The sequence below is a fragment of the Mordavella massiliensis genome (assembly GCF_016902415.1).
Lineage (GTDB): Bacteria > Bacillota > Clostridia > Lachnospirales > Lachnospiraceae > Merdimonas > Merdimonas faecigallinarum.
Genome location: NZ_JACJLV010000055.1, coordinates 1 through 12,068, shown reverse-complemented (window position 1 = coordinate 12,068; position 12,068 = coordinate 1). Strand labels below are relative to the sequence as shown.

General features: G+C 49.4%; 9 protein-coding genes and 1 tRNA gene. 8 read left to right on the top strand and 2 right to left on the bottom strand.

The features are described from left to right. From H6A13_RS11565 to H6A13_RS11550, 4 genes are all read left to right on the top strand, one after another. On the top strand, nt 1–355 hold a 355-nt coding region (locus tag H6A13_RS11565; RefSeq protein WP_204909721.1), incomplete at its 5' end, for a hypothetical protein. Nucleotides 356–543: 188 nt separating this feature from the next. Next, nucleotides 544–1,527: a molybdopterin-binding protein gene (locus H6A13_RS11560; RefSeq protein WP_204909722.1), complete on the top strand. Its 984-nt coding sequence runs from the start codon at nt 544–546 to the stop codon at nt 1,525–1,527. A gap of 33 nt (nt 1,528–1,560) precedes the next feature. After that, complete coding sequence (locus H6A13_RS11555; protein ID WP_204909720.1) at nt 1,561–1,827, top strand: hypothetical protein; 267 nt, start codon at nt 1,561–1,563, stop codon at nt 1,825–1,827. After that, nucleotides 1,824–2,762: an ATP-binding cassette domain-containing protein gene (locus tag H6A13_RS11550; RefSeq protein ID WP_204909719.1), complete on the top strand. Its 939-nt coding sequence runs from the start codon at nt 1,824–1,826 to the stop codon at nt 2,760–2,762. The genes H6A13_RS11555 and H6A13_RS11550 overlap by 4 nt, the downstream gene beginning before the upstream one ends. Nucleotides 2,763–2,845: 83 nt before the next feature. Here H6A13_RS11550 and H6A13_RS11545 read toward each other — a convergent pair whose 3' ends face one another. Beyond that, a complete protein-coding gene (locus H6A13_RS11545) occupies nt 2,846–7,132 on the bottom strand; it encodes a 2-hydroxyacyl-CoA dehydratase (protein WP_204909718.1) in 4,287 nt (1,428 codons plus the stop codon). Nucleotides 7,133–7,357: 225 nt separating this feature from the next. Here H6A13_RS11545 and H6A13_RS11540 point away from each other — a divergent pair, with 225 nt between their 5' ends. The 4 genes from H6A13_RS11540 (at nt 7,358) to H6A13_RS11525 (ending at nt 11,815) form a co-directional block, all read left to right on the top strand. Further along, nucleotides 7,358–8,224, top strand: coding sequence for a hypothetical protein (locus H6A13_RS11540; protein ID WP_204909717.1), 867 nt, complete (start codon nt 7,358–7,360; stop codon nt 8,222–8,224). A gap of 18 nt (nt 8,225–8,242) precedes the next feature. Continuing rightward, nucleotides 8,243–9,676, top strand: a complete 1,434-nt coding sequence (gene pyk, locus H6A13_RS11535) for a pyruvate kinase (protein ID WP_204909716.1) — start codon at nt 8,243–8,245, stop codon at nt 9,674–9,676. Nucleotides 9,677–9,824: 148 nt separating this feature from the next. Continuing rightward, entirely contained in the window at nt 9,825–10,541 is a 717-nt protein-coding gene (locus H6A13_RS11530; RefSeq protein ID WP_204909715.1) for a TrmB family transcriptional regulator, read from the top strand. Beyond that, the gene (locus H6A13_RS11525) at nt 10,538–11,815 is read left to right on the top strand and encodes a diaminopimelate decarboxylase (RefSeq protein WP_204909714.1); all 1,278 of its coding nucleotides are present in this window, start codon (nt 10,538–10,540) and stop codon (nt 11,813–11,815) included. Before H6A13_RS11530 ends, H6A13_RS11525 begins: the two co-directional genes overlap by 4 nt. 45 nt (nt 11,816–11,860) lie before the next feature. Here the strand turns inward: H6A13_RS11525 and H6A13_RS11520 are convergent. Further along, a tRNA-Leu gene (locus tag H6A13_RS11520) sits at nt 11,861–11,943 on the bottom strand. Nucleotides 11,944–12,068 lie beyond the last annotated feature (125 nt).

Here is a 12,068-nt window from a genome sequence, read left to right as displayed (position 1 = left end):
ATTATATTGGAGCATTAAGCCATATAAACAACGATTGGAGAGAATGTCCGAGAAAAGTAAAGAAATTTTTGCATTTTTAGATGAATTTGGTGAAGCGACAACTTTGGAAATAAAAAGTGTACTTAATTTATCCAATAAAGTTTATTCCCAATGTATGGCCGAGTTGTCAAAAGAACTTCTGGTAACAGCGACGGCACAGGGCAAGAAAATAAACAATAATTGGAGTTCCTTTTTTTGGTGGACATATGAATTGTGGGAAAGAACAGCCACGCAATATAAACCTGCATATATGGAAGAATATAAGCTTTTAGAATCAATTTTTACCACAAAAGAGATAAAAAACTTATTAAAGTAGAATAATGAATAGACTTTTATAGTAAATAGAAATTTTAACAAATATAATACGAATGTTCAGTAGGTTCAATAGAGACTGATAAATTAAGTTATCATGTTGTGCCTATAGACTCAGGAGGATGCAAAGTGGAAAGTAAATTAAGATTGATTCAGACAGAAGAGGCGGTCGGGCATGTGCTCTGCCATGATATGACACAGATCATTCCCGGGGTGATGAAGGATGCCAGATTCCGGAAAGGACATGTGGTGACAGAAGCAGATATTCCGGTGCTGCTTTCCATGGGAAAAGAGCATCTGTATGTCTGGGAGAAACCAGAAGGCATGCTGCACGAAGACGAGGCAGCAAAGTGCCTTCTTTCTCTTTGCATAAATGAAGGAATGCATGCTACTGATACGAAGGAAGGGAAGATCGAACTGATCGCGGATCGGGACGGTCTTTTTCAGGTGGACACAGAGCGGCTGTATGCGGTCAATGATATCGAAGAGCTGATGATTGCGGTCAGGCATACGAACACCGCAGTAAAAGCCGGAGATAAGCTGGCAGGGATGCGGGTGATCCCCCTGGTGATCGATGAACAGAAATTAGAGCAGGCCAGGGAAGCGTCACGAGTGAATAGCGAAGGATCGATTCTAAGCCTCCTGCCCTGGAAGATCCGCACCGCAGGGATCATCACTACAGGCAGCGAGGTGGAAAAAGGACGGGTGGAAGACCAGTTTACGCCGGTAGTGGAAAAGAAACTGGCGGATTTCCAGATCGAGGTAAAGGAAAAACGGCTGACTGGTGATGATATGGAGCGTACCAAGGACGCGATCCTTCAGATGAAGGAAGCCGGGCTGGATCTTATCATCTGTACCGGGGGCATGAGCGTGGATCCGGACGACCGGACGCCGGGTGCGATCAAGGCTTCCGGCGTAGACATCGTTACCTATGGCGCGCCGGTATTGCCGGGAGCCATGCTGTGCCTGGGGTATTTTTCGGACGGCACACCGGTTATCGGTCTCCCGGGATGCGTGATGTATGCGAAGGCAACCATCTTTGACCTGCTGCTTCCAAGAATCGCAGCAGGAGTAAAGATCAGAAGAAGCGATATCATAAGACTGGGACACGGAGGACTGTGCCTGGGATGTGAGGAATGTCAGTATCCGGTCTGTCCGTTCGGGAAACAGGAGTAACAGGTAGATTGACAGCAAAAAAAGGAGAAAAAAATGAAGAAAAGAGTGTTGTCCGTATTTCTGGCGGGAATCCTGCCCATTCTTCTGGCAGGCTGCGGCAGCGATAGCAGCGAAGAAAAGAAGACCGGGGAGAATCCGCAGACAGAGATCCAGGTGTTTATTGCGGCCAGCTTGAATACGGTAATGGAAGACCTTGCAGAACGATACCAGGGGACCAGTCCCGAGGTAAAGATTACCCTATCGACAGTACGAGCAAAAGGATCGGGATCCTGGGGGCTTCTGGCTGCGGGAAAAGTATGACATTAAAGTCTCTTGCCGGGATCGAGACTCCGGACCGGGGAAGGATCTCTGTGGAAGAGAAGGTGGTCTATGATTCGGCCAGAAAGATCAACTGGCGGCCTCAGAAGAGAAAGATCGGGTATCTTTTTCAAAATTATGCGCTTTTTCCCAATATGTCGGTGGAGACCAATATTGGGGCAGGGTTGAAAAAATGGGGGAAGGAAGAAAAGAGGCGGTGGGTAGCGGAGATGATCCGCAAATTCCGCCTGGAAGGGCTGGAAAAGCGTCTGCCCGGAGAACTTTCCGGCGGACAGCAGCAGCGGGTGGCGCTGGCCCGGATCATGGCCTGTCAGCCGGAGATGATCCTGCTGGACGAGCCTTTTTCTGCGCTGGATGTGTATTTAAGAGACCGGCTACAGCAGGAGATGGAGGAGATGCTTGCAGATTATCCGGGAACCGTGATATTGGTGTCCCACAGCCGGGATGAGATCTATCGGTTCAGTGAGGAACTGCTGGTAATGGACCAGGGAGAGATCATCCGGAGCGGAGGCGTAAGAGAAATCTTCAGCAATCCCGTCCGTGTGGAGGCAGCCCGGATCAGCGGGTGCAAAAATATTGTGGGAATCAGGCGGCGGGACGCTCATACGCTGGAAATCCCGGAATGGGGGACGGTGCTGACACTGGAGCGCGAGGTGCCGGAAGATATGACGCACATCGGCTTTCGGGCTCATGATTTTCTCCCTGTCTGGGGAGAGAGGAAAGCAAACTGCATCGCAGCCCGGGCGGGAAGCATTGCAGAACTTCCCTTTGAGCGGAAATACTTTATAAAAGGCGCTGCGGACGGAGCAGAAGAGATCTGCTGGTTCGTGCAAAGAGAATTGCTCCAGGTACTGGAAAAACGTGGAATGCCGGATTATCTGCAGATGCCGGAGAATAAAATCTTATTATTGAAATAATGAGTAGTGGCAGATTTCTAATAAAAATTACCGGACAGTGAAATGATAATCATCTCATTGTCCGGCAGTTTTTTGTTGGATTTCTAAGAAGCAATTTCGTTGTCTTCTTTGGATTCTCTTTCCAGTTCCTTTGCCAGATTTTTGTTTGCTGTGGACAGCATCAGTTTGATACGGTTCAACTGGTTTACTTCGCTGGCGCCCGGGTCAAAATCGATAGCGACGATGTTGGACTCGGGATAGAGCCTGCGCAGTTCTTTGATCACGCCTTTTCCTACAACGTGGTTGGGAAGACAGGCAAAGGGCTGGGTACATACGATGTTCGGCGCACCGTTATGGATCAGCTCCAGCATTTCTCCGGTCAGGAACCAGCCTTCTCCGGTCTGGTTTCCAAGAGAAACAATGTCGGAAGCCATTTTTGCCAGGTTGGCGATGTCTGCCGGGGGATCAAAGTGTTTGCTTTCCCGGAAGGCATCGGATGCCGGTTTGCGGAACCATTCCAGGGCTTTGATCCCAAGGTTGCCCATGGTCGCCTTGGATTTTTTCATGCCAAGATGCGATACCTTGAAGTTCTGGTTGTAGAAACAGTACAGCAGGAAATCCAGAAGATCCGGAACCACTGCCTCTGCGCCTTCGCTTTCCAGAAGTTCCACCAGGTAGTTGTTGGCTGCAGGCAGGAATTTTACAAGGATCTCGCCGACTACGCCTACTCTTGGTTTCTTAATATCCAGAAGTTCGATGTTGTTGTCAAAGTCAGCGATGATCTCCCGGCACAGCTGTTTGAACCGCCGTCTGGAGGGGTAGCCCTGGGAGAGGAAGTCTGCGCAGACTTTTTTCCACTTTGCGTGCATGGCGTCGGTGGAGCCTGGGACCGCCTCATAAGGACGGATCCGGTATACGCATTTCATGAAAATGTCTCCAAATACCGCGGCGTAGATGCCCCGGAGAGCCAGCATTGGTGTGATCTTAAATCCTGGATTGTCTTCCAGTCCGCTTAAGTTGATGGAAATAACCGGAATGTGGGCATATCCTGCTTTTTTCAAAGCGCGGCGGATAAATCCGATATAGTTGGAGGCACGGCAGCCGCCGCCGGTCTGGCTGATGATGACAGCAATCCGGTCTGTATCGTATTTGCCGGACAGGATGGCCTCCATGATCTGGCCTACCACCATCAGGGATGGATAGCAGGCATCGTTATTTACATATTTCAATCCCACGTCTACTGCCTGTTTGTTATCATTGGGCAGTACCTGGATGTCGTAGCCGGAAGCCTTGAAGGCCGGCTCCAGAAGCTCAAAATGGATCGGCGACATCTGCGGGCAGAGAATGGTGTAATTCTTACGCATCTCTTTGGTAAAGGTAACCTTCTTTATAGCGGCGGAGTGGAGTTCCCGTTTTTCGCCCCGCTGTTCTCTGACGCGGATGGCAGCCAGAAGAGAGCGGATCCGGATCCTTGCGGCGCCCAGATTGTTGACCTCATCAATCTTCAGTGAGGTATAGATCTTATCGGAACCGTTCAGGATATCCGCCACCTGATCTGTGGTAACCGCATCCAGACCGCAGCCAAAGGAATTCAGCTGGATCAGATCCAGATTTTCGGTGGTCTTTACATAGTTTGCGGCTGCGTACAGGCGGGAGTGGTACATCCACTGGTCCATGACGTTCAAAGGCCGTTCCACCGGATTCAGGTGGGAGATAGAGTCCTCTGTAAGAACCGCGATATTATAGGAATTGATCAGTTCCGGTATGCCATGGTTTACTTCCGGGTCAATATGGTAGGGGCGTCCGGCCAGGACGATGCCCCGGTTGCCGGTTTCCTTTAAGAACTGAATGGTTTCCTCGCCCTTTTTGCGCATATCCTGCCTGCAGGAAGCAAGCTCTTCCCATGCGGCGTGTACAGCGCTGCGGATCTCGTCGCCCGGGATCTGGAATTTTTCAGAAAGTTCGTCCACCAGACGGTAGGAAATGGTTTCCTCACTCTGGAAAGAGAGGAAGGGGTGGATGAAGTCCACGTCGCCATTTACGATTGCATCAATGTTATTTTTGATGTTTTCCGGATAAGAGGTGACGATCGGGCAGTTATAGTGGTTGTTTGCGTCGGCAAATTCATTCCGTTCATAGGGAATGCTGGGATAGAAAATGTGTTTCACGCCCTGGTTGATCAGCCACTGTACATGTCCGTGAGCCAGCTTGGCCGGGTAGCATTCCGATTCACTGGGGATGGACTCAATACCCAGCTCATACACCTTTCTGGTGGAAGCAGGGGAGAGAACCACACGGAATTTCAGCGTATGGAAAAAGGTGAACCAGAACGGATAGTTCTCGTACATATTCAGGACTCTCGGGATACCGATGACTCCGCGGACAGCCTCTTCTTCGGAAAGCGGTTCGTAATCAAAGTAACGCTTTAATTTATATTCAAAAAGATTGGGCAGGTGGTTTTTGGATTTCTCCTTTCCCAGCCCCCGCTCGCAACGGTTTCCGGTAATGAACTTTCTGCCGCCGCTGAAATGATTGATGGTCAGACGGCAGTTGTTGGTACATCCCCGGCATTTGGTCATAGTTGTGGAATATTCCAGAGATTCAATCTCGTCAATGGGGAGCATAGTTGTGCCTTCGCAGTCCACATACCGCTCTCTTGCGATCAGAGCGGCTCCGAAAGCGCCCATGATACCGGCGATGTCCGGACGGACAACCTGGCAGTCAGCGATCTTTTCCAGGCTTCGCAGCACGGCGTTATTGTAAAAGGTTCCGCCCTGTACCACGATATGCTTTCCAAGTTCAGACGCGTCGGAAACCTTGATGACCTTAAAGAGCGCATTTTTGATGACCGAATAAGCAAGACCTGCGGAAATATCCGCAACAGAAGCGCCTTCTTTCTGGGCCTGTTTTACCTTGGAATTCATAAATACTGTGCACCGGGTCCCCAGGTCGATGGGATGGGTGGCAAAGAGCGCCTCATGTGCAAAGTCTTCTACCGTATAATTCAGAGATTTGGCAAAGGTCTCGATAAAAGATCCGCAGCCGGAAGAGCAGGCCTCGTTCAGCTGTACGCTGTCTACGGTCTGGTTCTTGATCTTGATACATTTCATGTCCTGGCCGCCGATGTCCAGGATGCAGTCTACATCCGGTTCAAAGAAAGAAGCGGCATAGTAGTGAGCCACTGTCTCTACCTCGCCCTCATCCAGGAGAAGCGCGGCTTTGATCAGCGCCTCGCCGTATCCGGTGGAGCAGGAATGTACGATCTCTACCTCTTCCGGAAGCTTGCTGTAAATATCTTTGATGGCGCGGATGGTGGTGCCCAGAGGATCGCCTTCGTTGTTATTGTAGAAGGAATATAACAGAGTACCGTCCTCGCCGACCAGAGCGGCTTTGGTGGTGGTGGAACCGGCGTCGATCCCGAGAAAGGCTTTGCCCTTGTAGCTGGAAAGATCCTTCATGGGAACCTGGTGTCTGGCATGACGGTCCTTGAATTCTTTATATTCTGCCTCGGTTGCAAACAGAGGCTCCATGCGGTCTACTTCAAACTCCATCTTGATCTTGCCTTCCAGACGGGTCTGCAGTTCCTGTAAGGAGACATTCAGATCCTTATTGGAATTCATGGCAGAGCCGATGGCTGCAAACAGGTGGGAATGGTTGGGCGCAATGGTATGCTCATCATCCAGTTCCAGAGTACGCACAAATGCGGCCCGCAGTTCAGACAGGAAATGAAGAGGACCGCCCAGGAATGCTACATGTCCCCGGATCGGTTTGCCGCAGGCCAGTCCGCTGATCGTCTGGTTGACGACAGCCTGGAAGATGGATGCGGCCAGGTCCTCTTTGGAAGCCCCTTCATTGATCAGAGGCTGAATATCAGATTTTGCAAATACACCACAACGGGCGGCGATGGAATAGAGCGCCTTGTAATTTTTGGCATATTCATTCAGACCAGAGGCGTCTGTCTGTAACAGAGAAGCCATCTGATCGATGAAAGAGCCGGTACCGCCGGCGCAGACGCCATTCATACGCTGTTCTACATTTCCGCCTTCAAAATAAATGATCTTGGCGTCTTCGCCGCCAAGCTCGATGGCTACGTCGGTCTGCGGCGCATAGTCCTGGAGGGCAGTGGAAACTGCGATCACTTCCTGTACAAAGGGGATGCCCAGATGTTTGGCCAAAGTAAGGCCTCCGGATCCTGTAATAACAGGAGAAGCGCTGATGGCGCCCAGTTTATAGATGGCGCGTCCCAAAAGATCCGACAAGGTTTCCTGGATATTGGCAAAATGTCTCTCATAATCCGAAAAAAGCACTTCGCCTTCTTCGGATAAAATGGCAATTTTTACCGTGGTTGAGCCAATATCAATACCTAAGGTATATGGTGTTTTCTGATTCATACTATGTAACTCCTCATATGAAAATCTATGTGTTTCTTCTTATTAAATGTATACTTTTGTTTAAAGCCTGTAACATTATACGACATTCTAAAAAAATTGACAATTCTAAAATGTAATAGAAATATAAAAATGCTGTTAAACTTTCTTGGCAGAATTGACAAACGAGTGCTAAAACGGTAGAATGACTACATGTATGAATGCTGAAAAATAAGGAGTCTTGAGGATATGAACCGTTTAATCGACAAGCTGGAACGAAAGATTGGAAGATACGCGATCCCGAATTTGATGAACTATCTGATCGGACTTTATGTGATCGGATATGCAGTATTTCTGATCAATCCGCTTTTCTATAGCCAATACTTAAGTCTGGATCCTGCGGCGATCCTGCACGGACAGATCTGGCGTATCATTACCTTTGTGGCAATTCCGCCGTCTGCCAACCTGATCATGTGCGCCCTCCTTCTGTATGTCTATTATCTGCTGGGAAAACAGCTGGAGGCCATTCTGGGCACGTTCCGGTTCAACCTGTTTATCTTTCAGGGAATCCTGCTGCATGTGCTGGGAAGCCTGATCGTCTATGGCATCACCTCTGTCTTTACAGGGGGAGGCTGGCGGATCGGCATGGATACGGAGTATCTGATCCTGTCCATGTTCTTCCTCTTTGCTTTTATGTTTCAGGACGCCCAGTTTATGCTGTATTTCGCGATCCCGATCAAGGGGAAATGGCTGGCCTGGATCGACGCGGCATATTTTGCCTATGCCATTGTCCAGTTTTTCCTGCCCGGACACGGCTATGCCGGCATGGCGCTTGCGGCGCTGGTTTCCCTGTTAAATGTATGGCTCTTTTTCCTGGAGACCAGAGGTACGAATCCTGGCTCCTATCAGGAAAGAAAGCGGAAGAAAGAATACCAGCAGAAGGTGCACCGCGCCCGTCCGCTTCATTATTATGAGAACGGGGCAAGACATAAATGTGCAGTCTGCGGCCGGACAGAGCTGGATAACCCGAACCTGGAATTCCGGTACTGTTCCAAGTGCAACGGCAATTACGAATACTGTCAGGATCATCTGTTTACACATACACACGTAAAATAAGGAGGAGAAGAGGAGAGCATGAAGAAAACAAAGATTATCTGTACCATGGGACCGGGAGTGAAAGATGAAGAAACGCTGCGGAAACTGATCCAGAGCGGCATGGATGTGGCAAGATACAATTTTTCACACGGCACCCATGAGGAACATAAAGCGCGGATGGATCAGTTAAAGAAGATCCGCGCAGAGGAGAAAAAGCCGGTTGCGATCCTTCTGGATACCAAGGGACCGGAGATCCGGACCGGTGTGTTAAAGGGCGGAGAAAAGATTACCCTGAAAGCCGGACAGACATTTATCCTGACACCGGAAGAGATTGAAGGAGACGAGACGAAAGTGTCGATCAGTTATGAAGGCCTGGTGGATGATGTGCAGGCCGGAAGCAGGATCCTGGTGGATGACGGACTGATCGAACTGAACGTAAAAGGAAAGCAGGGCAGGGATATCGTCTGTTCTGTTGTAAACGGCGGAGAACTGGGCGAGAGGAAGGGCGTAAATGTACCCAATGTCCCGGTGCGCCTTCCCGCGATCACGGAAAAAGATAAGGAAGACATTAAGTTCGGCGTGGAGCAGAAGATTGACTTTATCGCAGCTTCTTTTGTCCGCAATGCAGAGTGCATCCTGGAGATCCGCGCCTATCTGAAAGAACTGAAAGCCCCGTATATTCCGATCATCGCCAAGATCGAAAATGCAGAGGGCATTCAGAATATTGACGAGATCATCCGCTGTGCGGACGGGATCATGGTAGCAAGAGGAGATCTTGGTGTGGAGATCCCCGCGGAAAATGTTCCGTATCTTCAGAAGATGATCATTCAGAAATGCAACGACAACTATCGTCCGGTTATCACGGCTACCCAGATGCTGGATTCCATGATCCGCAACCCAAGGCCGACCCGTGCGGAGGTGACAGACGTGGCTACCGCTGTCTATGACGGCACAGATGCGGTTATGCTGTCCGGAGAGACGGCGTCCGGAAAGTATCCGGTGGAAGCGCTGCAGATGATGGTTCACATTGTGGAAAATACAGAAGAACATCTGGATTACGACCTGATCCTGCGAAAGGCAGAGGAACAGCGGATGAAGAGCACCACCAGCGCCCTGTGCCACGCGACAGTGACAACTGCCCACAACCTGGGCGCAAAGTGCATCATTACGCCGTCCGCTTCAGGTGCTACTGCCAGAGTGGTATCTAAGTTTAAGCCGAAGACAGAGATCATCGGCGTCACACCCAATGAAGAAGTGATGCGCAGGATGCAGATCTACTGGGGCGTGCGCCCGTTAAAGTCTCTGGAGTTTAAAACCACCGAAGACGTGTGCAACGGAGCCGTGGATCTTGCGCTGGCAAAACAGATCGTAGAGCCGGGAGACATCGTGGTGCTGACAGCAGGCATTCCTTCTCCCCACATCTCTTCTCAAAAAGAAGGCGTCAGCAATATTATGCAGATCGCCGTGGTATAAAAGACAGTTTTACCAGGACATGGAAGAAACAGGATCCCATGTCCTGGTTTCCTGCATTTATGAGAACTTTTTTCATGGAAATCAGTTGACAGGAACGGGGATATCATATATAGTGTTCCCATAGAGAACTACTAAGAGGCAACAAAAGATGGAAAAAACAGCGTATATCGAACGGTTGATGGAATTTGGACTGACCAGACAGGAGGCTTCTATTTATCAGTGCCTTCTGGGCGAAGGGAAGATGACCGGATATGAAGTGGCCAAGCAGACCGGCATTTCCAGATCCAATGCCTATAATTCACTGGCCAGCATGACAGAAAAGGGAGCTTCTTACCTGGTGGAGGAAGGAACGACCCGCAAATATGTGCCGGTACCGGTCGAGGAATTCTGTAAAAACAGGATCCGCCGGATGGAAGAGGCAAGACAGTGGCTGGAGATCCACGCGCCGGCTGAAAAATCCCATGTGGAAGGATATATTACCGTTGAAGGGGCAAGGAATATCCTGGACAAGATCCGCAATATCCTGGGAAAAGTAGACCAGCGGGTCTACATCAGCTGTACCAGGAACTATCTTTTGCTGCTGGTCCGCGAACTGGAAGAACTGCGAAAGGCAAAGAAAAAGGTTGTGATCATCACAGATCAGCCTGTGAATTATGAAGGGGCGCGGGTGTATGTAGGAAAAAGCCGGGGGATGCAGATCGGTGTGATCGCAGATTCCCGGTATGTGCTGACCGGTGAATATGGAGACGGCAGTATGAACACCTGTCTGTATTCCGGACAGAAGAATTTTGTGGAGTTATACAAGACAGCGCTTGCCAATGAGATCAAACTATTATCCATACAAGAGGAGAGAAAAAAGGCATGAAAAAAGAGACCTTTGTGACAAAAGAACAACTGGACGAGATCGTAAAAACCTATCCGACTCCGTTTCATCTTTATGATGAAAAGGGGATCCGTAAAAATATGCAGGCATTAAAAGACGCATTTTCCTGGAATCCGGGCTTTAAAGAATATTTTGCCGTAAAAGCAACGCCGAATCCGTTTCTGATCAATATCCTGCGGGAATATGGCTGCGGATGCGACTGTTCTTCCATGACTGAGCTGATGCTTTCAGATGCTGTCGGCGCGAGAGGGGAAGACATCATGTTTTCCTCCAATGACACTCCTGCGGAAGAGTTTGTGTATGCGGACCGTCTGGGGGCGATCATTAACCTGGATGATTTTACCCACATCGAGTATCTGGAACAGGCCATCGGCCATATTCCGGAGACTATCAGCTGCCGGTACAATCCTGGCGGCCTGTTTAAGATCAGTAATGATATCATGGACAATCCGGGGGACGCCAAGTATGGTATGACCACGGAGCAGTTATTCGAAGCCTTCCGGGTCCTTAAGAGCAAAGGGGCAAAAGAATTCGGCATCCATGCCTTCCTTGCCAGCAACACCGTGACCAATGAATATTATCCCATGCTGGCAAAGATTCTTTTTGAAGTTGCGGTAAAACTGCAGAAAGAGACCGGCGTGCATATTAAGTTTATCAACCTTTCCGGCGGCATTGGCATTCCTTATACCCCGGATCAGGAGCCCAATGATATCCGCGCCATCGGCGACGGCGTGCGCAGAGTCTATGAAGAAGTTCTTGTGCCGGCAGGAATGGGAGATACGGCCATTTACACAGAGCTTGGACGGTTTATGATGGGACCTTACGGATGTCTGGTGACAAAAGCGATCCATCAGAAACATACGTATAAAGAATATATCGGAGTGGACGCCTGCGCAGTAAACCTGATGCGTCCGGCGATGTACGGCGCGTACCATCACATCACAGTTGCGGGAAAAGAGGACGCTGTCTGCGACCACACCTACGACATCGTGGGATCTCTTTGTGAGAATAATGATAAATTCGCCATTGACCGGATGCTGCCCAAGATCGAGACGGGCGACCTTCTGATCATTCATGACACCGGCGCGCACGGATTTTCCATGGGATATAATTATAATGGAAAATTAAAATCCGCGGAGCTTCTCCTGAAAGAAGACGGCTCTGTTCAGATGATCCGAAGGGCAGAGACACCGGCAGATTATTTTGCCACTTTCGACTGCTTTGAGATCGGGAAAAAACTGTTGAAGATGGAATAAAAGAAAACCCCGGCGGCTCATTTGAGCCGCCGGGGTTTTCCAGGCTGCGGATGGTGGGACTTGAACCCACACGAGATCGCTCCCGCAAGATTTTGAGTCTTGTGCGTCTGCCATTCCGCCACATCCGCAAGGTTTTTATAGCAGAATTTATTATAATGGGAATCAACTTTGATGTCAATAATAAAATTTATATTTAATTTCCTGTCAAAATAGAGTATACTGTGAGTAATGATGAATTTTTTCGGAAAGGATG